This window comes from Flaviramulus aquimarinus, assembly GCF_039543205.1.
Classification (GTDB): domain Bacteria; phylum Bacteroidota; class Bacteroidia; order Flavobacteriales; family Flavobacteriaceae; genus Flaviramulus_B; species Flaviramulus_B aquimarinus.
The window spans coordinates 151,038-176,027 of sequence record NZ_BAABJH010000005.1 but is presented as its reverse complement, the minus strand read 5'-3'; the positions used below and the strand labels follow the sequence as shown (position 1 = coordinate 176,027).

The following is a 24,990-nucleotide window of genomic DNA, read 5'->3' as shown; positions in this document are numbered from 1 at the left end:
CTACCTATTTGAAACATAAAAAAACCACTGCAGAAAAACAGACCTTAATCCTAGGAAGGGGAAACCCATAATGAATTTATACATATATATTGTGTGGGTTTGTTTATACTATTATCTTTGCACCCTTAATTTAAATTATTTTAATGATACATATAACATTACCTGATGGCAGTGTAAAAACGTTTAACGAAGGCGTTACACCAATGGATGTTGCGAAAAGCATTAGTGAGGGGTTTGCTAGAAACGTAATTTCGGCGAATTTTAATGGTACAACCGTGGAAACTGTAACCCCATTAACTACAGACGGTTCGTTGGTTTTATATACATGGCGCGACGATGCTGGAAAAACTGCTTTTTGGCATAGTTCTGCGCACGTTTTAGCCCAAGCTATTGAGGAGTTATATACAGGTGCGAAACTTACTATTGGTCCTGCGATTGAGAATGGGTTTTATTATGATGTTGACTTTGGTGAGCATACAGTTTCTGAAAAGGATTTTAAGGCCATTGAAACTAAAATGTTGGAGATTGCACGTGGCAAACATGATTTTAGTTTGAGAGCCGTTTCTAAAACTGATGCTCTGTCCTTATATAAAGACAATGAATTCAAAACGGAATTGATTGAAAATTTGGAAGATGGCACCATTACATTTTGTGACCACGCTACCTTTACTGATTTATGTCGTGGTGGGCATATCCCCAATACGGGCATTATAAAAGCCGTTAAAGTATTAAGTGTTGCTGGTGCTTACTGGCGCGGTGATGAAAACAAACCACAGTTAACTCGTGTTTATGGAATTTCTTTCCCTAAACAAAAGGAGCTTACTGAGTATTTACACATGCTTGAGGAAGCAAAAAAACGTGATCACAGAAAACTTGGTAAGGAATTAGAGCTTTTTACTTTTTCACAAAAAGTTGGTCAAGGTTTACCCTTATGGCTGCCTAAAGGCGCTGCATTACGTGAGCGCTTAGAAAACTTTTTAAAAGCTGCGCAGAAAAAAGCAGGTTACGAGATGGTGGTTACCCCACATATCGGACAGAAAGAACTTTACGAAACTTCTGGTCATTATGCTAAATATGGTGCCGATAGTTTCCAACCTATTACAACGCCTAAAGAGGATGAGGAGTTTTTATTAAAGCCTATGAACTGCCCGCACCATTGTGAAATTTACAACAGCTCGCAATGGAGTTATAAAGATTTACCAAAGCGTTATGCTGAATTTGGTACGGTTTATAGATATGAGCAAAGTGGTGAATTACATGGTTTAACTCGTGTACGTGGTTTTACTCAAGATGATGCCCACCTATTTTGCATGCCAGAACAGTTGGATAAAGAGTTTAAAGATGTTATTGATTTAGTGCTTTATGTTTTTGGGTCATTAGGCTTTGAAAACTTTACTGCTCAGGTTTCTGTAAGGGATCCAAAAAATCCAGAAAAATATATAGGTGATGTTACAAACTGGGAAAAAGCTGAGCAAGCTATTATTAATGCGGCTACTGATAAAGGTTTAGATTTTGTTATTGAGGAAGGCGAAGCCGCATTTTATGGTCCTAAGTTAGACTTTATGGTTAAAGATGCTTTAGGCAGACGTTGGCAGCTAGGCACCATTCAAGTCGATTATAACTTGCCAGAGCGTTTTGATTTAACTTATAAAGGGAGTGATAATGAATCACACAGACCTATCATGATTCATCGTGCACCTTTTGGAAGTATGGAGCGTTTTGTTGCATTATTATTAGAACATACAGGAGGGAATTTCCCGCTTTGGTTAATGCCAACTCAGGCTATTATATTATCAATTAGCGAGAAATATGAAAAATACTCTGAAAAAGTTTTAAATTTGCTAGAAAATGACGAAATTCGCGCCCTTGTAGACCATAGAAATGAGACTATAGGAAAGAAAATCAGGGAGGCCGAAATGCAGAAACACCCATATATGATTATCATTGGCGAACAAGAAGAACAAGAAGGTAAAATTACCGTAAGACAACACGGTGGTGTAGATTTAGGCATGATTTCTGTAGAAGCTTTCTCTGAAATAATAAAAGAAGACATAAAAAAAACGTTAAAATCGTTTTAACAAATAATAAGTTTAATTTAAAACCATAACGCCATAGCAATTAGAAGAAGACAGCAACCTAGAAGGGTTTCACAAGAGGATAAACATAAGATTAACTCTAAGATTACAGCGCAAAAACTACGTCTTGTAGGTGAGAATGTAGAAATTGGTATTTATACCAAAGGTGACGCTATGCGAATAGCAAACGAACAAGAGTTAGATTTAGTAGAGATCTCTCCTAATGCTGATCCGCCTGTTTGTAAGGTTATGGATTACAAAAAGTTTCTTTACGAACAAAAGAAACGAGATAAGGCTTTAAAGTCTAAGGCTACTAAAGTTATTATAAAAGAAATTCGTTTTGGTCCGAATACAGACGACCATGATTACGAATTTAAGAAGAAACATGCTGTGAAGTTCTTAAAAGAAGGCGCAAAGTTAAAAGCTTTTGTCTTTTTTAAAGGACGATCTATTATATTTAAAGAGCAAGGTCAAATATTATTATTACGTCTAGCTCAAGATTTAGAAGAGTTTGGTAAAGTTGAACAAATGCCGAGACTCGAAGGAAAAAGAATGACGATGTTTATTGCTCCTAAGAAGTAAATTGGCGAGAGTAATAAATTATAAAATAAGATGCTGAAACGAGTTCAGCACTAAAATAATTAAGCGAAATAATTAAAACTAGGAGAAGAAATGCCTAAAATGAAAACAAAATCTAGTGCCAAAAAGCGTTTTAAGCTTACAGGTACTGGTAAGATCAAAAGAAAGCACGCTTTTAAGAGTCACATCTTAACAAAGAAGTCTAAAAAGCGTAAGCTTGCGTTAACCCATGACACATTAGTGCATAAGGCTGACGAAAATAACATTAAAACCATGTTACGTTTAAAGTAACACGCGTTTTAATTGGTTAAAACAATTTATAAACCCTGGAGCGTGGCCAATAAAAAGATTTTGAAATAAGTTCAGAACGCCCGCTACAAAAAACAATTAAAATTATGCCAAGATCAGTAAATTCTGTAGCAAAAAGAGCCAGAAGAAAAAAGGTTCTTAAACAAGCAAAAGGTTACTTTGGGAGACGTAAAAACGTTTGGACAGTAGCAAAAAATGCGGTTGATAAAGCGATGCAATACTCGTATAGAGACCGTAGAAACAAAAAGAGAACATTTCGTGCTTTATGGATTACGCGTATTAACGCTGGAGCCAGAGAACATGGTTTATCTTATTCTCAATTTATGGGGAAATTAAAAGCTAATGATATTGAATTAAACCGTAAGGTTTTAGCAGATTTAGCTATGAATAACCCTGAGGCTTTTAAAGCTGTAGTAGAGAAAGTAAAATAAGGCACTTAGCCTATTGTAAAATCATATTATTCGCTTAATAAAAAATCCGATTCTTTCGAATCGGATTTTTTTTATGTAATAAACATGCTTAGCTTAGGTTTTGAAAAACTAGAGAAATTATTTATTTTTCAATCTATTTCCTATACTATTAAAAATCCGATATCCTAATACTAAAGGATCTCTAAGTAGAAATTTAAGTATCGTGTTATTAAAAAGATATTTTATTCTAAAAATAAACCGCTTATTTCCTTTAAAGGTTTTCAATAAACCATTCAAGTTTAAATAACTAATACATTTATAGTTTGGTATATTATAATTTACTCCCAAACTACTTAAACAGTATAAATAAGGGAAGTTAACCCCCGCACATAACGAAGCATCTAATGTGTACCAAAACCTTGGGTTAATCTCTAAAATCTTATATGCTTTCTTATTTTTATCATATCGGACATCTATATTTGCGACTCCAGACCAATTCAAAGATTTTACTAGCTTTTTAACTTCAATATACAATTCGGGTTCGTATAAAAAATCCAATCCAATTTGTGGCTTAAAAGGTTGGTCATGGAATAAATTTCCTTTTTGCATGGTATAAGCTAAAATAGTTCCCTTTTCACATAAAACATTAACACCTAAATCATAGCCTTCTATGTATTCCTCAATGAGATAATCATAATTGAATGTATTCATTAAAAAAAAATCTTCAACACTTTGCCTTGTCTCAAATTTTTGCATTCCTCTTCCGCCTCCAAATCCTTCAACAGGTTTTATTATTACTGGAAAATTAATCAAAGTTTCTTTTAAAATATTTCCCGCTTTTACGATTATACCTTTAGAGCATTTAATTTGGTTTTTATGCATATGCTTTGATAAGACGCCTTTATTATTGGCTATATCAAAATTTTTAATTGAAGGTATAATGCATAATTTTTCTGCACATGAAAACAATGCCTTGTTTTTAATAGTTAACCGGATACCATATTCATCTACTGGCATTACTAAATCAATGTTAAATCTCTTGACTTCACTATCAATACAATTTACCCATTGTATATCACTATTTAAATTTGGGAAATAACTATAGTTTTTAATATAAATGGAATATTTTATAGGACTATACTTTAAACTAGACATCACATAAATCTTAATGCCTTTAATTTGAGACAAGCTATATAATACGCCCAAAAAATATGGCGAATTGGCATCTGGTATCAAAACGGAAAATGGCTTAAGGCTTTTCATTTTAAAATTTTCATACTCCAAAAGCAGTTATAACTATTTTTCTCACACCGCCATGGTTTCTATGCTCACACAAATAAACGCCTTGCCAAATGCCTAAATTTAATTTACCATTGGTTACAGGTATTTGTACCGAAGCTCCTAATAAAGATGCTTTTATATGGGCTGGCATATCATCAGAGCCTTCGTAAGTATGTTCATAATATGATATATTTTCAGGAACCATACTATTTAAATGGCTTTCAAAATCGGTTCTTACCGTATGATCTGCATTTTCATTTATAGTTAAACTGGCCGAAGTATGTTTTATAAAGATTTGTAATTGGCCTATTTCAATGTCTTTAATTTCTGGAATTGCATTTAAAATTTCATTTGTAATTAAATGAAATCCTCTGCTATATGGTTTCAACGTTATTTCTTTTTGGGAAAATTTCATTTTATTAAAATATAGATTTAATTACAAATAAGGGCTTATGTGGTCTGTTTTTTATTCTAATTTAAACGCAACCTTTTTAATAGATTTTCATCTTTATAATAAAACCAAACGTTTGTCTCTTATGAAAATACGATTTATAATTATACTTATATGTGTTAGCGTATTGTTTAGTTGCTCTGTAAATAATGTAGACAACACTAGCAATAATCAAATAACTATAACACAGTGGAACCTCATTAATACTTCTGGTGGCTTTGCTGGTGTTAATGATAATTTTGAAATCGGTGATATTATTTGGGTTTTTAACGAACTCACTGGAAGTTTAACTGTTATTAATAAAAATACAGATGATATGCTTCAGGATGGATTAGACTCAGGGAATTACAGTTATATTTTTTCAGAAAATGATTCCAATTTATTTCTAACTGTAAATGACTCTATAGAATTTGGCTTGTTAACAATTTCAGAAGACACCGAAACTTTTACCTTAAATCAAAATGTAACCTTAGCAGGAATTGCTGCTGATGGCTTTATTTATACGTTTGAAAAAATGGTTATTATTATAGATTAAAATCTAGATTTTTTATTTAGATCCTTTTACTATTTCTGCAACTGCTGCTTTAAACTCTTTCCAATCGATTAAACCATCGCCATCTTTATCATAACCTTCAATAAGTTTTGTAGTGACAAGCCCTCGAATAAACCCATTAATTTCCGCTTCTTTTAACAAAGCTACTATTTCTTTTTTGGATAATTTTCTATTTCCATTTTTATCAAAAAAATTAAAAGCATCTTCTGGTGTTTTAAAATGCTTGGTTATAACGATTTGAACTTTCTTTAAAATTGATTTTTTTGATGCCATAGTTTATGTTGATTAGTTGTTAGTTTGAAAATTGTATTTGAAGGTTTAAAAAACAATTAAAAACTATGTTTTTTGTTTTTTCTTTCTTGCTGCTGGAAATAAAACATTGTTCAATATTAATCGATAACCTGGTGATGTTGGATGTAAATCGAGTTCTGTTTTGGAATCCCCTACTCTATGTTGATAATCTTCTGGGTCATGTCCCCCATAAAATGTAAAAAATCCTTTTCCTTTTATACCGTGTATATACTTTGCTTCTCCGTTGGATTTGGTTTCTCCCATAACCAATACATTTGATTTGATTTCATCTCTTGTAAACGCTGTTGTTTGCCCCATAAACCCTTTTAAAAGTGCTGTATGGTTTTGACACAGCATGGTAGGAATTGGATCCCATTTAGCCGAGAATTCCATAAGCGTAAAATAATCAGCTGTTTTTGGAATCATCCGTTTTCTAGTCATATCAATAGATGAAAACTCATAAACTTTTGGATTTCGTTCTAATATAAAATTATTAAATGCAAAAGTTTTACGGTAATCAATTTTATTTTGATAGGCTGGATCACTACCATCACCATCAAACATCGGTTCACAAATATCTACACCTTCGGCAGATAATGCGATATCAAAACTATCTGTAGCACTACACATTGCAAACATAAATCCGCCTCCGATAACATAATCACGAATTTTTAGAGCTACTGCTAATTTTGCATCTGAAACTTTATTATATCCAAGCTTTTCGGCTAGTTTCTCAGCATCTTTTTTTTCTTCAATGTACCAAGAAGCTGCCCGATATTGCGCATAAAACTTACCCAATTGTCCTGTAAAATCTTCATGATGCAAGTGCAACCAATCAAAAAGCAACAGACCGTCATTTAAAACTTCTTCATCATAAATAGTTTCATAAGGAATCTCTGCATATTGCAAAACCATGGTTACAGCATCGTCCCAGGGCAGTTTCCCTTTTGGTGTATATACTGCTATTTTTGGCGCTTTTTCTAAAACTACGGCTTCCATATTTTTACTTGGACTGCTTATCGCCTCTAAAATACTTTCAGCCTTGGAATTAGAAATAACTTCAAATGAAATACCGCGTATTTGACATTCGCGTTGAATATTATCTGAATCTGGTAATAAAAAAGAACCTCCTCTATAATTAAGCAACCATTTTACTTTTAGCTCCTTAGTTAAGGTCCAATAGGTTATACCGTAAGCTTTTAAGTGATTTTTTTGACTTTTGGCATCCATAGGTATTAGGATATAGGATGCAAAAGCATTATAATTAATAATGAAGAAGAATATAATAATAATGAGCTTTCTTGTATTCAATGAAAATATTGGTTTTCAAATTAAGCAAGAAAGATACTTAAAATTTATTTTTATTGAATGTATTTAACAGGAGTTTAATTCTTAAAACGGTACATCATCCTCATGATCATTAAATGAACTGCCAAAGGCTTGGTCTGGGCTTGCCTTAAAATTATCTGCTTTAAACGTATCATCGTTTGCAGCAGCATTCATTTTAGAATGAAACTCGAAAGGTGAGTCAAAATCATCTAAATTATCAAACTTACCTAAGTTTCCAATAAATTTCAAACGTATATTTTCTAAACCTCCATTACGGTGTTTTGCTATAATAAATTCTGCTTGTCCTTCAGTAGGTGAACGTTCATCATCATCCCATTCATCAATTTTATAATACTCTGGTCTGTAAATAAAACTTACAATATCGGCATCTTGCTCGATGGCTCCAGATTCACGTAAATCGGATAACAACGGACGTTTACTACCGCCACGAGTTTCAACAGCACGAGATAACTGCGACAAAGCTATAACAGGAACCATAAGTTCTTTTGCCAAAGCTTTAAGGTTTCTAGAAATCATGGATATTTCTTGCTCACGGTTTCCACCATGGTTACTTCCACCTGTCATTAATTGTAAATAATCAATCATGATCAATTTTATACCATGTTGTGATGATAAACGGCGGGCTTTTGCTCTTAAATCGAAAATAGAAAGTGACGGGGTATCGTCAATAAACAACGGTGCTTTTTCTAAACCTTTTACTTTTACATTAAGTTGTTCCCATTCGTGCTTTTCAAGTTTTCCGGTTCTTAATTTTTCAGAAGACAAGCCTGTTTCACTAGAAATTAAACGTGTTATTAATTGTACTGAGGCCATCTCCAACGAGAAAAATGCTACTGGTATATTTTGGTCTACAGCAATATTTCTTGCCATAGACAGCGTTAATGCTGTTTTACCCATACCTGGACGTGCAGCCACAATAATTAAATCGGATGGTTGCCAACCTGAGGTTAATTTATCCAGTTTATTAAACCCAGTTGGAATACCACTAAGGCCTTCTTTATTAGAAATCTCTTCAATTTTCTTTTTGGCTTGTATTACTAAATCTTGTGCTGTTTCACTTGATTTTTTAATATTTCCTTGAGTAACTTCGTATAATTTAGATTCAGCTTTATCTAATAAGTCGAAAACATCTTTAGTTTCATCGTAAGATTCTTCAATAATTTCGTTAGAAATTTTAATCAAACTACGTTGTATAAATTTCTGCAAAATAATGCGCGCATGAAACTCGATATGTGCTGAAGATGATACTTTTTGTGTTAACGAAATAAGGTAAAAATCGCCACCTGAACGTTCTAGTTTTGAATTTTTCTTTAACTGTGTTGAAACGGTTAATAAGTCAACTGGTTCACTGTTTTCAAACAGATGAAAAATAGCTTCAAAAATATGTTGGTGTGCTTCTTTATAAAACGATTCAGGACTTAAAATATCAATAACCTCATCAACGCCTTTTTTGTCAATCATCATCGCTCCTAAAACAACTTCCTCTAAATCAATAGCTTGCGGAGGTATTTTTCCTTTTTCAAGACTAATAAGTGTGCTTTTATCTACTTTATATCCGGCTACTTGGTTTGGTTGTTTCATAACTGTAAAATTAACTAAAAAGAAAGAGCTTTAGCTATTATTTATTTTGTGATTGTTAACTAACGGTTAACATTTTAACTGTTAATAACTTAAAAATATTGTCAATAAGCATAAAAAAAACCTGAAGTGATACACTTCAGGATTTTATTATGATATGGTTTTAAAAGACTTAACCTTTGTACACACCCATTTGAGCATATTTCTCCATACGCTGTGCTACTAAATCTTTTGGTGATAAGTTTTTAAGTTCTTGATAAGATTTTACGATGGCATCGCTAACCGCTTTAAAAGTTTTTTCTCTATCTCTATGTGCACCTCCAAGAGGTTCTTTGATGATCCCGTCTACTAATTTAAACTTCTTCATATCCGAAGCAGTTAATTTTAAAGCTTCTGCGGCTTGTTCTTTATATTCCCAACTACGCCATAAAATTGAGGAACATGATTCTGGAGAAATTACTGAATACCAAGTGTTTTCTAACATTAAAACTTTATCTCCAACGCCAATACCTAAAGCACCACCTGAAGCGCCTTCGCCAATTACAATAGTAATTACAGGCACTTTTAATCGGGTCATTTCTAAAATATTTCTTGCAATAGCTTCACCTTGTCCGCGTTCTTCAGCTTCTAAACCTGGATAAGCACCTGGTGTATCTAAAAGTGTTACAACTGGAATTCCAAATTTTTCAGCAGATTTCATTAGGCGCAATGCTTTACGATACCCTTCTGGATTTGCCATCCCAAAGTTTCTATACTGTCTTGTTTTTGTATTAAATCCTTTTTGCTGCCCAATGAACATAAAACTTTGGCTGCCAATTTTACCTAATCCACCTATCATCGCTTTATCATCTTTAAAGCTTCGGTCTCCATGAAGTTCTAAAAATGAATCCCCACAAATAGCTCTTATATGATCTAATGTATAAGGTCTGTTTGGATGGCGGGATAATTGAACACGTTGCCACGGTGTTAAGTTTTTATATATATCTTTTTGAGCTACGGCTAGTTTTTTTTCTATTTGCGCACATGTTTCTGTTACATCTACTTCACTCTCTTCTCCAATTACTTTACATTTTTGCAATTGATCTTCAAGCTCTTTTATTGGAAGTTCAAATTCTAAATATTCCATAAAAATTTTGTTTAGGAAGTTATCATTTAGTTAGTCCACAAATATAAAAACTTTAATCTTCTTAGAGTACTATGAATGATTTCTTTTTAATTTTCTACTATTTTTTAATAGGGCATTTAAAATAACCACACTTATAATAATCATAGCGCCGTAATAAAAGGCTGGACTCATTTTTTCTTTCTCTGGAAATAAAATCATAGCCATAATAATACCATATATAGGCTCTAAATTGTATGTTAATACGACTGTATAGGGGCTAATAATTTTCATAACATATACAGATGCTATAAATGCGTAAGCTGTACATATTGAGGCTAATACAAACAGGTACGCTAAGTCTGATGTACTGATATTAAAAAATTCTACTGAAAACCCTTCTCCAAAAAACAATATATAAATAGAAATAAACAAAACACCACTTAAAAATTCATAAAAGGAAATTGTAGTAGCGGTATGGTGCTTTAAAAAAGTACCATTTAGTACAGCAAATAATGATGATAAAAATGCCGAGGAAATCCCAAGAAGAATGCCTATAAGGTATTTTATTTCGCTTTGCGTTATTATAAACACCCCAATAATGACAATAATTCCGAAAATAATTTCGTACGAAATTATACGTCGCTTATATATGATCGGTTCAATAAAAGAGGCGAAAAATGCTCCTGTTGAAAACATAGCCAGCGTAATGGATATATTAGATTCATCTATAGCTCCAAAAAAAGTAATCCAATGTAATGCTATAATTATTCCTGCTATTGAAAATCTAAGTATAGCCTTTGGCTTAATTTTTAATTTAACCTTTGCTATTTTAATATAAATAAGCATTAGAATAGCGGCTATAATCATTCTATACCAAACTAAAGCCACCGCTTTAATAGTTATCAATTCTCCTAAAACAGCGGTAAATCCAGCAATAAAAACTAAAAAATGAAGGTGAATATAGTTTTTTACTTTATCGTTTAGCATTATATAACAGATATGTTGCTAAAATACCAAAAATGATATTAGGAAACCACACAGCAATTATTGGTGGGAAATCTGATTGTTCTGCCATAACTCCAAAAATTTTGTCGAAAAACACAAATACCATAGCTATACAGATACCTACGGCTAGATTAACTCCCATGCCTCCTCGTCGCTTTATTGACGATACTGCCACGGCTATAATAGTTAATATAAATACGGATACTGGCAAACTCCATTTTCGATATAATACCAATTTAAAGCGCCCGACATTTGATGATCCACGGGCTTCTTCTTTTGCTATAAATTGTTTTAAATCGCCATACATTTTGGTTTCTGCAGCATAAATTACTGGTATGAGATCATCAACATGAAATGAAAACAAGGTGTCTTTTTTTCTTTCTTTTTCCAAGACATCTTCATGTTCCCCAATATCTCTTTTCACATAATTAGTCAACCTATACATGGTATCTGCTTCTATATACTTTATGGTATTGGCAGAAATTTTGTATTTAAGCTTATTGTCTTCAAAATGCTCTAAAGTAAAGTTACTACCTGTTTTATTTTTAACATCAAAATTACTCACGTATATAATATCGCTATCATTTATCTGCCTAAATACATTGGTATTAACAACGGCACTTCGCCCTCTTTTGAAGTATTTATAATGAAAATCATTAAATCCTTCGCTTGCTTTTGGCGCTAAAAATAAGCCTAATAAAATAGCTAAAAGACCTACTATCGTGGCTCCAATCATATAAGGCCTTAAAAAACGTGTAAATGAAACTCCTGAACTCAAAAAAGCAATAACTTCGGTATTATTAGCAAGCTTGGATGTAAACCAAATAACCGATAAGAATAAAAATAGCGGAAATAATAAATGAGCAAAATAAATGGTAAAATCCAGAAGGTAGAGTAAAACTTCATTTAAAGGCACTTCATTTTCAAGAATCTTTCCGATTTTCTCAGCTAGATGTACTGTTATTCCTATGGGAATAAACAATAGTAGCATCATAAAAAATGTAAATAAATAGCGCTTTAATATGTACCAATCTAAAATTTTCAATTCAATGTCTTGTTTATTTTTAAGAAAAAAGATAATAGAAAAAAGACTGTTGAAGTATAATTCTTCCTTGTTCGTTACTCTTTGTTCTTTACTCTTTACTCTTTACTCTATATTCTAAAATGTCTTATAAACGGTTATCCATTTGTTTTACCATTTTTTCTTTCCAGATTTTAAAATCTCCTGCTAATATATGTTTTCTTGCTTCGCGAACCAACCATAAATAAAACCCCAAATTATGAATAGTAGCTATTTGTTTTCCTAACAACTCATTAACGGTAAATAAATGTCTTAAATAGGCTTTGCTATATTCGGTATCTACAAATGTAATTCCCATATCATCTATTGGAGAAAAATCATCTGCCCATTTTAAATTTTTAATATTTATAGTGCCTTGGGCTGTAAATAACATCCCATTTCTGGCATTTCTTGTTGGCATTACACAATCAAACATATCTACACCTAACGCTATATTTTCCAAAATATTGATTGGAGTACCAACGCCCATTAAATAACGCGGTTTATCTTCTGGCAAAATGGAACAAACCACATCGGTCATGGCATACATTTCTTCTGCTGGCTCACCTACAGATAAACCACCAATAGCATTACCAACAGCTCCTGCGTTGGCTATATATTCTGCAGACTGCTTACGTAAATCTTTATATGTACTTCCTTGTACTATAGGAAAAAAAGCTTGGTTATAATCGTATTTTAATGGTGTTTTTTCTAAATGGTTTATACATCTATTTAACCAACGGTGCGTCATATGCATGGAACGCTTTGCATAATTATAATCACAAGGGTAAGGTGTACACTCGTCAAAAGCCATGATGATATCCGCTCCAATACTACGCTGGATTTCCATAACGTTTTCTGGTGTGAAGGTATGGTAACTGCCGTCTATATGCGATTTAAACTTAACACCTTCTTCCTTAATTTTTCTGTTAGCTGACAGTGAATATACTTGGTAACCTCCAGAATCTGTTAAAATATTTCTATCCCAATTCATAAACTTATGAAGTCCACCAGCCTTTTCAATAATATGGGTTTGTGGACGCAAATACAAATGGTAAGTATTCCCTAATATGATATCAGGATTTATATCTTCTTTTAACTCGCGTTGGTGGACACCTTTTACAGTAGCCACAGTGCCAACTGGCATAAAAATAGGCGTTTCTATAATACCGTGATCTGTAGTTATTTTACCTGCTCTGGCTTTACTTTGAGCATCTTTAGCTTTTAATTCAAATTTCATCTATGTGATACTATAAGTTGGCAAACCTACATATTTTTTTAATTTAAATTCGTTTTATTCTATCAAATTAATGTTAGTTCACTGACTCCAATTTATTGAAATAACAATCAGGAAGTAAAGATAAATAACTGAAAAGTGATAATGATTGTTATGAAAAGAAAATAATATGCTTTTGGCAACGTTTTTGATACAATGAACTCGTTTAAACAAGTTCTATAATTCAAATTTAAAAACGAACATTATGAAAAGTCTAAAAAGCTTTCACGAACACTTTAAAAGTTTTAGTGACGTGAGTAAACATCTATTTTTTATTTTATTGGTTATTATTATCACGCCATCAATTTCTATAGCACAAACAGCTCAAGGTATTGGCTTTAAGGCTGGGTTAAATTACAATGGTAATGGTAAGTACATTGAATCTATTAACAACAATTCACAAAATCCAGACAGAAATGTTGGTTATCATTTTGGGCTATTTGGTAAAATTGGGGAGGATTGGTATCTTAAACCAGAGATTGTTTATACTAGTACCAAAAGTGATTATAATGATGATAGCTTTAAAATGCAAAAAATTGATGCGCCTTTGCTCGTTGGTTTTAAAGTACTAGGCCCTATTAGTGTATTTGCAGGTCCATCGCTTCAATATATCTTGGATACTGAATTTGATGGTATTTCTATAAATGATATTGAAAGTGACTTTTCTGTTGGGCTAAACTTTGGTGTTGCGTTTAACTTAAAAAAGTTAGGTATTGATTTAAGGTACGAACGTGGTTTTAGTGATAATGAGGCTACCTTTTTAGATAATAATGGGGTTAATATTAATAGATTAGACACACGTCCAGATCAACTGATTTTGAGTTTATCATTGATTTTATAAATCTTTTCAGTAAAAATAAACCCTCGTGTGACGAGGGTTTATTTTTACTTAACTATAAAGTCTGTTTCTTCTGGATCTAAATATCTGGCTATACCGTTTTTTCCGATGTCGTTAGTTGGATCACCATCGTCATCTAAATCTTCATTTATAGTTGGTATACCATCGCCATCATCATCTGAATCAAAATAATCTGGAGTACCATCACCATCTGTATCATCATCGGCAAATCCTTCAAAAGTAAGAAGCTCTTCATTTCCATTTCTGTCTTCTAAGTAAGATGGAATCCCATCACCATCTTGGTCATTTTCAAGCATTTTATATAAATCAAACTTAAAAATAAGAGGCGAATAAGGTGTAATTCCTCCACTAGGTCCTGTGCCATTAAAATATGCTAAACCAGATGGTAAAAACATAACGCCTGAGCCGTGATTCATATAATCAACTGTTCCATCACCATTTTCAGCAAAACCTACTGCTGTATTAAATTGAGGAAAAACTTTTCTCCATCCCACTATCACTGAAGATAAATCAAAAAAAACTTCAGGGTTAACTTGACTATCAAAAACCTCACCATCTAATGTAAACCCTTCATAGGTTCCAAATACGCTATCAGCAAATTTCGGAGAGTCAACTCCATCTCCTTGGTTTAGTCTTAATATATAATAATCATAAGTAGTATCTGCATAAGTTATTGTAATAGTCTCAACAACATTAGGATCACTTAATAATCTACTCCCTACAGGCACAGTTTCACCATCTTCTAACTGAGTGATAACCAAATCCTGAGTACTTATCGTATTAGCATCCGTAAAAGCACTTGCATTATAGTAATGAGTGTCTAAATATTCTAATAATAAAGCCTTATCTATAACTTGCTGTTCTGTTCTATCATTAGGTGGGATAATTATTATCTCTGTTGCATTATCATCATCCTTTTTACAAGATAAAAAACCAAGCGTTAAAATTAAAATGAGTAAAGTAACTTTTCTTAATCGCATTATTGTTTATTTTTGAGGGTGCAAGATACAATTTTAATGTAATCTTGCACAACAACATTAACGTAGTTTTAGTAATAATTGTATGCGAATAGACAAGTATTTATGGTGTGTTAGGTATTATAAAACAAGAACGCTTGCCACCACGGCTTGTAAGAAAGGCCAAGTACGTGTTAATGACGATATTGTTAAACCGAGTAGAGAGGTTTATCCTCAAGATGTTATTGGACTTAGAAAGAACCAAATAAACTATAAGCTTACTGTTACAGATATTCCTGAACGTAGAATTAGTGCTAAATTAGTTGATATTTACAGAACTGATATTACGCCAAAGGAACAGTTTGAAGCGCAAGAGCTTTTAAAATATTCTAAAGAGTATTACAGAAAAAAGGGTGTTGGTAGACCAACTAAAAAAGATAGACGGGATATTGACGATTTTACGGGTGAAACATTGACAACATAATTTTGACCAAGGAAGCTACAGTCTACCCACATCTTTAAAGCGTTAAAATACACGAATAATTTCTTAGCATCACCTTTTGTCATTTGACAGGACGTTTTGTAACTTTTTGATTATCAGTCCTTTTAAAGCCATACTTTTTTCATTGATGAAAAAGCAGGGCAAAAACCTAGGCTTACGAGCATATTACTGAAAATACTACGGAGTCACCTACCACAGATAAAAAGAACTCGCTCTATGGCCATTTATTGTTTGCTATCTGTTAGCTTGCCCATGCAATCTACCTGTTAGTAATGTAGTTGGTTTGCTCGGATAGCTTTTTACCTCTCAGCCTTTGCACTACCTTCTTGATTTTCTAGTAATATTATCAGGAAGGGTGTTTTTTTTAATTATTATATCTGTCCTTTAAAAAAAGATGAAATAAATAGATAAAAATGAGTAATTTTATACTTTAAATTCTTAGATATACTATAATGACAGCTATCAATAATATTATACTTAATCATGATGAAATTAATCATAAAATAAGACGTATTGCGTTTCAAATTTATGAAACAAATGTCAATGAAAAGGAAATTATCTTAGCTGGTATTGATAAGAACGGTTATGTTTTTGCTAAAAAACTAAAAACCATACTTCAAAAAATATCTGATATAAGTGTTGTGCTTTGTAAAGTTAGTATTGACAAAAAAAATCCTTCTTCTGAAATAAAAACTTCAATTTCTGAAAATGATTATAAAAATAAGTCTTTGGTTTTGGTTGATGATGTTTTAAACTCAGGGACTACTTTAATTTATGGAGTTAAGCATTTTTTAAACGTGCCGTTAAAGCAATTTAAAACTGCTGTTTTAGTAAACAGAAATCATAAAAAATATCCTGTAAAAGCAGATTTTAAAGGTATTTCGCTTTCTACATCATTACATGAGCATATCCATGTTGTTCTTGAAGGCAAAACCTTTGAGGCGGTTTTAGAATAATTCTAAAATAATATCTTCAACAATGTCGTCTTTTGTTTTATCATCAATGGTCACTTTTGTTTCTGCCTGATCATAAAACGGTATTCGCTCAAATAAATGTTTCCCTATAAACTCTGCCATGGCTTCTTCGGTTTCAATATGAGCAATTAAAGGTCGTTTATCCTTTTTCTTAATAAGTTTTTTAACTAATGTAGAAATTGAAGCTTTTAAATAAATACTGGTTACATGATCCGCATTTAAAATATCTTGCATATTATTACTATAACATGGGGTACCACCTCCAACTGATAGTATGATATTGCTATTATCGTTAAGCAATTCTTTTAAAAAAAATGATTCTTGTTTTCTAAAATAGATTTCGCCTTTGGTTTTAAAAATATCAGAAACAGATAATTTTTCCTTTTCTTCAATAAAATCATCTAAATCAATAAAATTATAATTCAATTTTTCAGCTAATTTCTTTCCTAAAGACGTCTTTCCAGAAGCCATATATCCAATTAATACAATGATCATTTTTATGCTATAAATTGATTATTAAAAACATACGTTTAAGTGGTGCAAAAAAACAAAAATTTATTGAAAAAAAGTATTGTTTTATTAATTAAACATTTTATATTTGCACCCGCTAACAGCAATATGTTAGTTATTATTAATGACCTGGTAGCTCAGTTGGTAGAGCATCTCCCTTTTAAGGAGAGGGTCCTGGGTTCGAGCCCCAGCCCGGTCACAAAAAAAGTTAAGCGATATTGCTTAACTTTTTTTATTTTAGAACTTATTTAAAAGCGCACGTGGCGGAATTGGTAGACGCGCTGGCTTGAGGGGCCAGTATCCGTTTAGGATGTGGAAGTTCGAATCTTCTCGTGCGCACTTTTCTTTTAAAAACGCATACCCGTTGTTTATACATCTATCACTAGGTAATATTAAAAATGGCACCCATTTTTAAAAATTTAATACTTTATCAATATTTTTTCACCAGTATTCTAATAATTATGCTTACTTTTGTTTAACTTAAATTAAATTTTGATGAACAATATTCAGGTTAACTTTAGTATTAAAGATTTAGAAAATCTTACAGGTATCAAAGCACATACCATACGAATATGGGAAAAACGTTATAATTTACTTAGCCCAGATCGATCAGATACTAACATTAGAAACTACAGTTTAACGAGCTTTCAGAAATTATTAAATATATCATATTTAAATAATAATGGACTTAAAATTTCTAAAATAGCTAATCTAAAGGAAGAAGAAATACCTATAAAAGTTCGGGAAATTGCATCTAGAGCAAAAATTGAAGACCATGCCATTAATGCTTTAAAAATGGCCATGATTAATTTTGATCAAGTTCTATTTTACAGTACTTACAACAACCTTTTAGAAAACAAAACCTTTAGTGAAATTTTCTATTCGGTATTTTTACCACTACTGAATGAAATTGGTCTCTTATGGCAAACTAATACTATTACTCCCGCTCACGAACATTTTTTATCGGTTCATATCAAACAAAAAATTCTTTTAAATACTGAAAGACTCCAGCTTTTAGAACCAAAACCAGTATCAAAAACATTTGTACTGTTTTTACCTGAAAATGAAATTCATGATATTGGTTTGCTTTTTATAAACTACCAGCTTAGAAGTAAAGGTTACCATACTATCTTTTTAGGCGAAAGTGTACCGATGGAAAGTTTAACCGATTTACTTGAGTTTTTTGATGAAGTTACATTTGTTTCATATTTTACTGTGTACCCAATAGTAAATGAAATTCCAGATTATATAAATAAATTCAATACATTGCTTCTAGGAAAAGATAATACAAAATTACTATTATTAGGAAAACAGCTTTCTGAAATAAATCTTGACAAGCATTCTGAAAAGGTAAGTATATTCAATTCCATTGAAAATTTAGTTAAAGAATTATAAATATTATATTTTTGTTTAACTTTTAACTATATTTGTTAAACAAATGAAAAAAACTATACATATAATTGGTTCTGGCTTCTCATCTCTAGCGGCTTCCTGTTATTTAGCTCAAGCTGGCTATGATGTAACAGTATTTGAAAAAAATAAAACCATTGGGGGTCGAGCAAGGCAATTAGTAAAAGAAGGATTTACTTTTGACATCGGACCAACTTGGTATTGGATGCCTGATGTTTTTGAACGCTTTTTTGCTGATTTTAATAAAAAACCTTCTGATTACTATATCCTAAAAAAATTAAATCCTGCCTACAGTGTTTACTTTGGTAAAGACGATTTTATTACTATAGAAAATACTTTAGAAAAGATTATAAATGCTTTTGAAAAAGAAGAGCCTGGTAGTTCTAAAAAGCTTAAAAAATTTATACAGACTGCTAAAAGCAATTATAACATAGCTATAAAAGACTTGGTTTATAACCCTGGGGTTTCTGCTTTGGAATTAATTACACCAGCAACCATAAAAAAAGTAAATCAATTTTTTAGCACCATTAAACGTGATGTCAGAAAAGAATTTAAGAATGACAGATTAGTAAAAATCCTTGAATTCCCTGTATTGTTTTTAGGTGCTAAACCTAGCGATACGCCTTCATTTTACAGTTTTATGAATTACGCCGATTTTGGTTTAGGGACTTTTCATCCCAAAAAAGGCATGTACCAAGTCATACTAGCCATGGAACGCTTAGCTTTAGAACTGGGCGTAACCATAAAAACAGATGCTCCTATTGAAAAAATCATTGTTAAAAATAAAGAGGCTAAAGGCATTGTCTCAAAAGGTAAGCTATTCAAATCTGATATTGTAGTTAGTGGTGCCGATTACCACCACACAGAAACGCTTTTAGACAAACCATTCAGGCAATATTCTGAAAGCTATTGGAACAAAAAGACCTTTGCGCCATCTTCACTCCTATTTTATGTTGGCTTTGATAAAAAACTAATTAACGTTAACCACCATACCTTATTTTTTGATGTAGATTTTGATATTCATGCTGAAGCTATTTATGACACCCCTAAATGGCCAGAAAACCCGTTGTTCTATGCAAGTTTTCCTAGTATAACAGACAACAATTCTGCACCTGACGGAAAAGAAGCTGGTATCTTTTTAATTCCATTAGCTCCTGGTTTAGAGGACACTCCTGAATTAAGAGCCACTTATTTTGAAAAAATAATGACACGTTTTGAAAATTTAACCTCCCAAAGTGTAAAAAATCATGTTATATTTAAGGAAAGTTTTTGTATAAACGATTTTATAAAGGATTATAATTCCTATAAAGGCAATGCATACGGCATGGCAAATACTTTAATGCAAACCGCCTTTTTAAGACCTAAATTGAAAAGTAAACGTGTTAAGAATTTATTTTTTACGGGACAATTAACCGTTCCTGGGCCTGGAGTTCCGCCTTCATTGATATCAGGAAAATTAGTAGCAGATTTAGTAACAAAGTACCACAATATTTAAGTATGAAGGCATTATTTGATACCGTATCTTACCATAGTAGCAAACTAGTCACCAAAACGTACAGTACGTCTTTTTCATTGGCTACAAAAATGCTGTACAAATCTATTCGTAGTGATATTTATAATATTTATGGTTTTGTTCGGTTTGCTGACGAAATTGTAGATTCTTTTCATGATTATGACAAAGCATTCCTTTTTAACAAGTTTTCGGAAGATTTAGAACTGGCATTGAAACATAAAATCAGTTTAAACCCCATACTAAATTCATTTCAACACACCTATCATAAATACGGTATTGACAAAGCCTTAGTTGACGCCTTTATGAAAAGTATGCGTTTGGATTTACATAAAACCAACTATCTTACTGAAGAAGAATACAAAGCTTATATTTATGGATCTGCCGATGTTGTGGGCCTTATGTGCTTAAAAGTTTTTGTAAAAGGCGATAAAACTAAATACAATGAACTTAAAGACACCGCTATGGCTCTAGGTTCTGCATTCCAAAAAGTGAATTTTTTAAGAGATTTAAAAGCCGATTTTGAAGGTTTGGATCGAACCTATTTCCCTAATACGGATTTAAATAATTTAGATGAAGTTTCTAAACAACATATTATTGATGATATTGAAACCGATTTTGAAAAAGGGTTAAGCGGCATTAAAAAATTACCTATTGAAGCCAAATTTGGTGTTTTTATGGCCTATAGGTATTATAGCCAATTACTAAAAAAGCTAAAGAAAACACCTGCTTTAAAAATAAAAGACTCTAGAATACGCGTTTCTAATCCTAAAAAAATTGAACTTTTAATGCGTAGTTATGTAAAATATCAATTAAATTTAATGTAAAATTTTAGTGATGGACACCTTACTTTGGATACTTGTTTTTTTAGGCACGTATTGTATTATGGAATTTATGGCTTGGTTTACACATAAATATGTCATGCATGGTTTTTTATGGAGCTTACATAAAGACCATCATAAAAAAGACCACGATAGTTGGTTTGAACGTAATGATGCTTTTTTTATTTTTTACGCAGTAGTTAGCATAGGCTTTTTTTTACTATGGAAAAACACTAGCTTTTGGCAAGGACTACCTATTGGCTTAGGGATTTTCGCTTATGGTTTATCCTATTTTATTGTGCACGATATTTTTATACACCAACGCTTTAAATTGTTTAGAAACGCCAACAATTGGTATGCTAAAGGCGTAAGGCGGGCACACAAAATACACCATAAACATTTAGGCAAAGACAAAGGTGAATGCTTTGGGATGTTATTTGTTCCGTTTAAATACTTCAAAAAGTAACGGATCAATGAATTATTTATATCTGTTGCTAAACCTAGGATCGCTATCCGTTCCTTTTATTTTCAGTTTTCATCCTAAATTAAAGTTCTACAAACTATGGAAACCATTATTTATAGGGATAATAATTAGTATGTTGATTTTTATTCCTTGGGATATTGTTTTTACACAACAAGGTATTTGGGGTTTTAATGAGGATTATTTTTTAGGAACTAAACTATTTTTTCTACCTATTGAAGAATGGTTGTTTTTTATATGTATCCCTTATGCCTGCGTTTTTACGCATTATGCACTAATTTATTATTTTCCTAATTTGAAATTACCAATGAAAACAACAAAAACATTAAGCTATTTATTTATTGTCATATTGACCATACTTGCATTCAGTAACTATAATAAATGGTACAGTTTTATAAATTTCTCGTTAGGGGCATTATTAATCACTATTGCTATAAATAATAGTATTGAGTTATTAGCGAATTTCTACATCACTTTTTTAGTGATGCTAATTCCTTTTTTTATTGTGAATGGTGTATTAACAGGAAGCTTTATTGAAAATGAAGTGGTTTGGTATAATAATTTAGAAAATTTAAATATTAGGTTATTTACTATTCCTATTGAAGATACAGTATATGCCTTTTCCCTTATTCTTTTAAATTTATTTATTATGAATTTGTTAGAAACAAAAAAACTACCTCAATAAATTATCAATAGTACTAATAACGATTTTACTATTCCTGTAGGCCGTTCCAGATTTATCAATTAACTATAAACATATAAGGCACAGTCCCAATATGGAAACCATGCCTTAAATCTAACAAAAATAGTCTTATACATTATCTAGTAACTTCACCCCAAGGTAAAGACCCTAGATTTTGTCCGAAGTCATGCGTTGTAGGTGCTGTTTCTTGTCCTGACACCCCTACTAAAGGTTTCATAACAAAAGGTGCTGGTGAATCATCTGGAACAGGCTCTACAGATACAACAACGGTACGTCCTCTAACATCTAAAGGAAATGTTTCCCCTGCTGGTGCATTTATGAAAAAATCTTCTCCGGGCACTGGTGGTCCTGGTTGTGCTGTTTCACTAAAGTCATCAAAACTATCACGGGCATCAAAAGCTGTAAAGGTTCCTGTTGTAATTGGCCCTGTTTCACCAACTACCCAACCTTCATAAGTCCACCCTGCTGGCAACATTGGTAACACAAAATTTGGTGCTGGTGGCATTCCAGGCGTCCCAAACCAAACACCATAATGATCATTTCCATTATTCATACCAGTTTCATCTGTTGGCGATCTTAAAAAGAAAGCTCCGGATGCATTGCTGAAATCTCCAACAATAGCTGAATTTACATCAGCTGTATTTCCAGAAAAATCTCCAACTAAAAGTTTGGTATCCGCTGGCGCTGGATCTGGATCAACTGCTGGTTCAATAGAAAGTACAAATCTAACAGCATTAGCTAATTGTGTTGCATCAACTGTAAAAGATTGTGGAAATGTAACAGAGGTAAACGTTCCTGTTGAAACAGGTACTCCATCTACAATAATCCAACCTTCATAAACAAAATCGGCACCTAAAGCTTCTAAACCGTTTAAGTCTAAAGTTAAACTTGCTATTGCTTGTCCGTTATCATCGTCATTACTACAAGAACTAGCAAAAAAACCTATTGCTAGTACTGCTAAAAACATTTTCTTAATCATGGTATTTTTTTTTAAAGTTTTTTAATACTTCAAAAGTATATCATGACAATATTTTAAAATGTTAGCTATCTAACACTAGGCAATATTTTTATGAATTCTTATTTCTTTTCGAGTAAATTCTATGACTTGTTCTTCTTTTAATTCATTTAAAAGAATATTTAATGTTGGTCTAGATGTACCAATTAAGGAAGCTATATCTTTTTGGGTATAGGGGTGTTGAATAACCTTATCGCCTGTTTTTTCACAATCATACCCATAGTCAGCGCATAACTCATCCAAAAACTCTATAAGGCGTGTTTTGGCATCTTTAAATAACAATAACTGTAAACGTCTTTCCAATTTCTTTAATTTAAAGCCAATGACTTTATATATTTTAAAACTAAAGGTTTGATTATCCCGCATTAAGTCGTGCATAGTATCAACGCCTATAGGGCAAATACTTGTGCTATTATCTATGGATTGTGCAAATTCTTCTCGTACCGATTCTCCTAAAATAGCAGTTTCTCCAAATAACTCACCTCGTGTTAAAATGGCTTTGACAACTTCGTTACCTTCTTCACTATAATATCCAATTTTAACTTTCCCTTTTTCTATAAGGTATACTTTGTTTGCAGAATCTTCTTCAAAGTAGATGTAATCTTTCTTTTTATAGGCATCAAAATCATGATCTGACTTATAAGCTTTAAACTTGTGTGGGCAGAGTACCTTGAAAAGATTGACATCGTCAAAAAACCAAAGTGATTTCATTATGTTTATTGTTTTGTTAGACTTATAGTGTCGAAAAAAAACAATATAACTTACTTTTAAAGCATAAAAAAAGCCTCTAGAATTAGAGGCTACATTTTTATAGTCTTATGTTATTTATTCTTCTTCATTAGAAGCTTCACTATCTCCATCATCAGAGTCTAATGTATCTAACATATTATGTTTCTGCAATATATTATACCATTGTATAACCTTTTTGATATCACTAGCGTACACGCGATCTTCATCATATTCAGGTAAAATACCAAAGAAATATTCCTCTAACTTATCCTTACTATCTTTTGGCTTAACACTAGCAGGTGCACCATTTTCTTTTTCCTTAATACTGTTAAGCACCCGGCTTAAAGGCACTTCTTCTGTTAGTGTGTATATGGCAATTTCACTTAAAACACTAATATTGTTTTGTACACTTACAGATATGCGTTTGTTATCCAGCAACGACTCAGCAACAAAACCACCACGCGTTTGTGCTATTAACTTGTATAATCCTGGTTTTCCTGATATTGATAATACTTTTTCTAAACTCATAAATTACTTTTTGAAAGGGGCAAATATCAAATGTTTATTGATGTCTTGCAAATATTATCGTTTCTTTTTTTGGTCTGGGAAACGCATTCTATAATCTACATTTATCTTTCCTTTGGAAATATTTGTTAGCCTTCCTTTTATTAAACGTTTTTTTAAACTTGATAGTTTATCGGTAAACAAAATGCCTTCAATATGATCATATTCATGCTGTATAACTCTGGCTATCAAACCATCAAAAGTTTCCTTATGAGGTTTAAAGTTTTCATCAACATACTCAATTGTTATATTCGGTTTTCTAAAAACATCTTCTCTAATATCAGGAATACTAAGGCAACCTTCATTAAAAGCCCATTCGTCACCAGATTCATCTGTTATTTTTGCATTTATAAAAACACGTTTAAAACCTTTTAAAGTGTCTTGTTCTTCTTTGGTTAAACCTTCGTCTTCAGAAAAAGGCGTGGTATCAACTAAAAACATTCGGATAGGCAACCCTATTTGTGGCGCTGCTAAACCCACTCCAAAAGCATTATACATCGTTTCAAACATATCTTCTAAAAGACCATCAAAATTATGATAATCTTTAGAAATATCTTTCGCTTTCTTTTTTAAAACTGGGTCTCCGTAAGCTACAATTGGTAAAATCATCTATATGTTTTGTTAGGAATTGCA

At 32.1% G+C, this 24,990-nt stretch carries 28 protein-coding genes and 2 tRNA genes; 15 read left to right on the top strand and 15 right to left on the bottom strand.

Annotated features, from left to right (window positions below; all coding sequences use genetic code 11):
* The first annotated feature begins 143 nt into the window (after nt 1-143).
* From thrS to rplT, 4 genes are all read left to right on the top strand, one after another.
* Nucleotides 144-2,078 carry a threonine--tRNA ligase gene (gene thrS / locus ABD941_RS11525; protein WP_345274285.1) on the top strand — a complete coding sequence of 645 codons (1,935 nt, stop codon included), beginning with the start codon at nt 144-146 and terminating at the stop codon, nt 2,076-2,078.
* Between the two features lie 33 nt (nt 2,079-2,111).
* Complete coding sequence (infC, locus tag ABD941_RS11520) at nt 2,112-2,657, top strand: translation initiation factor IF-3 (protein ID WP_345274289.1); 546 nt, start codon at nt 2,112-2,114, stop codon at nt 2,655-2,657.
* A 90-nt stretch (nt 2,658-2,747) separates the two neighbouring features.
* A complete protein-coding gene (gene rpmI, locus ABD941_RS11515; protein ID WP_040250651.1) occupies nt 2,748-2,945 on the top strand; it encodes a 50S ribosomal protein L35 in 198 nt (65 codons plus the stop codon).
* Nucleotides 2,946-3,049: 104 nt separating this feature from the next.
* A complete protein-coding gene (gene rplT / locus ABD941_RS11510) occupies nt 3,050-3,394 on the top strand; it encodes a 50S ribosomal protein L20 (RefSeq protein ID WP_169669915.1) in 345 nt (114 codons plus the stop codon).
* 117 nt (nt 3,395-3,511) lie between these two features.
* Here rplT and ABD941_RS11505 read toward each other — a convergent pair whose 3' ends face one another.
* Complete coding sequence (locus ABD941_RS11505; RefSeq protein WP_345274284.1) at nt 3,512-4,636, bottom strand: ATP-grasp domain-containing protein; 1,125 nt, start codon at nt 4,634-4,636, stop codon at nt 3,512-3,514.
* 10 nt (nt 4,637-4,646) lie between these two features.
* A complete protein-coding gene (locus ABD941_RS11500) occupies nt 4,647-5,069 on the bottom strand; it encodes a secondary thiamine-phosphate synthase enzyme YjbQ (RefSeq protein WP_345274283.1) in 423 nt (140 codons plus the stop codon).
* 121 nt (nt 5,070-5,190) lie between these two features.
* On the opposite strand from ABD941_RS11500, the gene ABD941_RS11495 reads away from it, so the two are divergent.
* Nucleotides 5,191-5,640, top strand: a complete 450-nt coding sequence (locus ABD941_RS11495) for a hypothetical protein (RefSeq protein WP_345274282.1) — start codon at nt 5,191-5,193, stop codon at nt 5,638-5,640.
* Nucleotides 5,641-5,652: 12 nt separating this feature from the next.
* Here the strand turns inward: ABD941_RS11495 and ABD941_RS11490 are convergent, their stop codons facing one another.
* The 7 genes from ABD941_RS11490 to tgt all read right to left on the bottom strand — a co-directional run bounded on the left by ABD941_RS11490 (nt 5,653) and on the right by tgt (nt 13,287).
* Entirely contained in the window at nt 5,653-5,931 is a 279-nt protein-coding gene (locus ABD941_RS11490; RefSeq protein WP_345274281.1) for an EF-hand domain-containing protein, read from the bottom strand.
* Between the two features lie 63 nt (nt 5,932-5,994).
* Nucleotides 5,995-7,179 (bottom strand): asparagine synthetase B, encoded by a 1,185-nt coding sequence (locus ABD941_RS11485; protein WP_345274288.1) that lies wholly within the window; start codon nt 7,177-7,179, stop codon nt 5,995-5,997.
* A gap of 162 nt (nt 7,180-7,341) precedes the next feature.
* Nucleotides 7,342-8,880, bottom strand: coding sequence for a replicative DNA helicase (dnaB, locus tag ABD941_RS11480; protein ID WP_345274280.1), 1,539 nt, complete (start codon nt 8,878-8,880; stop codon nt 7,342-7,344).
* A gap of 169 nt (nt 8,881-9,049) precedes the next feature.
* Nucleotides 9,050-10,003 carry an acetyl-CoA carboxylase carboxyltransferase subunit alpha gene (locus tag ABD941_RS11475; RefSeq protein ID WP_345274279.1) on the bottom strand — a complete coding sequence of 318 codons (954 nt, stop codon included), beginning with the start codon at nt 10,001-10,003 and terminating at the stop codon, nt 9,050-9,052.
* A gap of 69 nt (nt 10,004-10,072) precedes the next feature.
* On the bottom strand, nt 10,073-10,969 hold the full coding sequence (locus ABD941_RS11470; RefSeq protein ID WP_345274278.1) for a DMT family transporter: 897 nt from the start codon (nt 10,967-10,969) through the stop codon (nt 10,073-10,075).
* On the bottom strand, nt 10,956-12,032 hold the full coding sequence (locus ABD941_RS11465) for an LptF/LptG family permease (RefSeq protein ID WP_345274277.1): 1,077 nt from the start codon (nt 12,030-12,032) through the stop codon (nt 10,956-10,958). Before ABD941_RS11465 ends, ABD941_RS11470 begins: the two co-directional genes overlap by 14 nt.
* 124 nt (nt 12,033-12,156) lie before the next feature.
* Complete coding sequence (gene tgt / locus ABD941_RS11460; RefSeq protein WP_345274276.1) at nt 12,157-13,287, bottom strand: tRNA guanosine(34) transglycosylase Tgt; 1,131 nt, start codon at nt 13,285-13,287, stop codon at nt 12,157-12,159.
* Nucleotides 13,288-13,528: 241 nt separating this feature from the next.
* Between tgt and ABD941_RS11455 the strand changes: the two genes are divergently transcribed.
* A complete protein-coding gene (locus ABD941_RS11455) occupies nt 13,529-14,164 on the top strand; it encodes an outer membrane beta-barrel protein (RefSeq protein ID WP_345274275.1) in 636 nt (211 codons plus the stop codon).
* Between the two features lie 44 nt (nt 14,165-14,208).
* On the opposite strand, the gene ABD941_RS11450 is transcribed toward ABD941_RS11455, so the two are convergent.
* On the bottom strand, nt 14,209-15,162 hold the full coding sequence (locus tag ABD941_RS11450) for an FKBP-type peptidyl-prolyl cis-trans isomerase (RefSeq protein ID WP_345274274.1): 954 nt from the start codon (nt 15,160-15,162) through the stop codon (nt 14,209-14,211).
* Between the two features lie 82 nt (nt 15,163-15,244).
* On the opposite strand from ABD941_RS11450, the gene ABD941_RS11445 reads away from it, so the two are divergent.
* Both ABD941_RS11445 and ABD941_RS11440 read left to right on the top strand, forming a co-directional pair.
* A complete protein-coding gene (locus tag ABD941_RS11445) occupies nt 15,245-15,622 on the top strand; it encodes an RNA-binding S4 domain-containing protein (RefSeq protein ID WP_345274273.1) in 378 nt (125 codons plus the stop codon).
* Between the two features lie 470 nt (nt 15,623-16,092).
* Nucleotides 16,093-16,596, top strand: coding sequence for a phosphoribosyltransferase domain-containing protein (locus tag ABD941_RS11440; RefSeq protein ID WP_345274272.1), 504 nt, complete (start codon nt 16,093-16,095; stop codon nt 16,594-16,596).
* On the opposite strand, the gene ABD941_RS11435 is transcribed toward ABD941_RS11440, so the two are convergent.
* The gene (locus ABD941_RS11435) at nt 16,588-17,109 is read right to left on the bottom strand and encodes a shikimate kinase (RefSeq protein WP_345274271.1); all 522 of its coding nucleotides are present in this window, start codon (nt 17,107-17,109) and stop codon (nt 16,588-16,590) included. The genes ABD941_RS11440 and ABD941_RS11435 overlap by 9 nt on opposite strands.
* A gap of 141 nt (nt 17,110-17,250) precedes the next feature.
* Here ABD941_RS11435 and ABD941_RS11430 point away from each other — a divergent pair.
* The 7 genes from ABD941_RS11430 to ABD941_RS11400 all read left to right on the top strand — a co-directional run bounded on the left by ABD941_RS11430 (nt 17,251) and on the right by ABD941_RS11400 (nt 22,031).
* Nucleotides 17,251-17,323 (top strand) — tRNA-Lys (locus ABD941_RS11430).
* Nucleotides 17,324-17,378: 55 nt separating this feature from the next.
* Nucleotides 17,379-17,463: transfer RNA gene (locus ABD941_RS11425), tRNA-Leu, on the top strand.
* A gap of 156 nt (nt 17,464-17,619) precedes the next feature.
* Nucleotides 17,620-18,519 carry a MerR family transcriptional regulator gene (locus tag ABD941_RS11420; RefSeq protein WP_345274270.1) on the top strand — a complete coding sequence of 300 codons (900 nt, stop codon included), beginning with the start codon at nt 17,620-17,622 and terminating at the stop codon, nt 18,517-18,519.
* 43 nt (nt 18,520-18,562) lie between these two features.
* A complete protein-coding gene (locus ABD941_RS11415) occupies nt 18,563-20,029 on the top strand; it encodes a phytoene desaturase family protein (RefSeq protein WP_345274269.1) in 1,467 nt (488 codons plus the stop codon).
* Nucleotides 20,030-20,031: 2 nt separating this feature from the next.
* Complete coding sequence (locus tag ABD941_RS11410; RefSeq protein WP_345274268.1) at nt 20,032-20,871, top strand: phytoene/squalene synthase family protein; 840 nt, start codon at nt 20,032-20,034, stop codon at nt 20,869-20,871.
* Nucleotides 20,872-20,881: 10 nt separating this feature from the next.
* Nucleotides 20,882-21,331 carry a sterol desaturase family protein gene (locus ABD941_RS11405; RefSeq protein WP_345274267.1) on the top strand — a complete coding sequence of 150 codons (450 nt, stop codon included), beginning with the start codon at nt 20,882-20,884 and terminating at the stop codon, nt 21,329-21,331.
* A gap of 7 nt (nt 21,332-21,338) precedes the next feature.
* The gene (locus tag ABD941_RS11400) at nt 21,339-22,031 is read left to right on the top strand and encodes a lycopene cyclase domain-containing protein (protein ID WP_345274266.1); all 693 of its coding nucleotides are present in this window, start codon (nt 21,339-21,341) and stop codon (nt 22,029-22,031) included.
* A gap of 133 nt (nt 22,032-22,164) precedes the next feature.
* Here ABD941_RS11400 and ABD941_RS11395 read toward each other — a convergent pair whose 3' ends face one another.
* The 4 genes from ABD941_RS11395 to def form a co-directional block, all read right to left on the bottom strand.
* Complete coding sequence (locus ABD941_RS11395) at nt 22,165-23,028, bottom strand: anti-sigma factor (protein ID WP_345274265.1); 864 nt, start codon at nt 23,026-23,028, stop codon at nt 22,165-22,167.
* 75 nt (nt 23,029-23,103) lie between these two features.
* The gene (locus ABD941_RS11390; protein WP_345274264.1) at nt 23,104-23,775 is read right to left on the bottom strand and encodes a Crp/Fnr family transcriptional regulator; all 672 of its coding nucleotides are present in this window, start codon (nt 23,773-23,775) and stop codon (nt 23,104-23,106) included.
* A 114-nt stretch (nt 23,776-23,889) separates the two neighbouring features.
* Nucleotides 23,890-24,321 carry a DUF5606 family protein gene (locus tag ABD941_RS11385; RefSeq protein WP_345274263.1) on the bottom strand — a complete coding sequence of 144 codons (432 nt, stop codon included), beginning with the start codon at nt 24,319-24,321 and terminating at the stop codon, nt 23,890-23,892.
* A gap of 54 nt (nt 24,322-24,375) precedes the next feature.
* Nucleotides 24,376-24,966: a peptide deformylase gene (gene def, locus ABD941_RS11380; RefSeq protein ID WP_345274262.1), complete on the bottom strand. Its 591-nt coding sequence runs from the start codon at nt 24,964-24,966 to the stop codon at nt 24,376-24,378.
* Nucleotides 24,967-24,990: the final 24 nt, after the last annotated feature.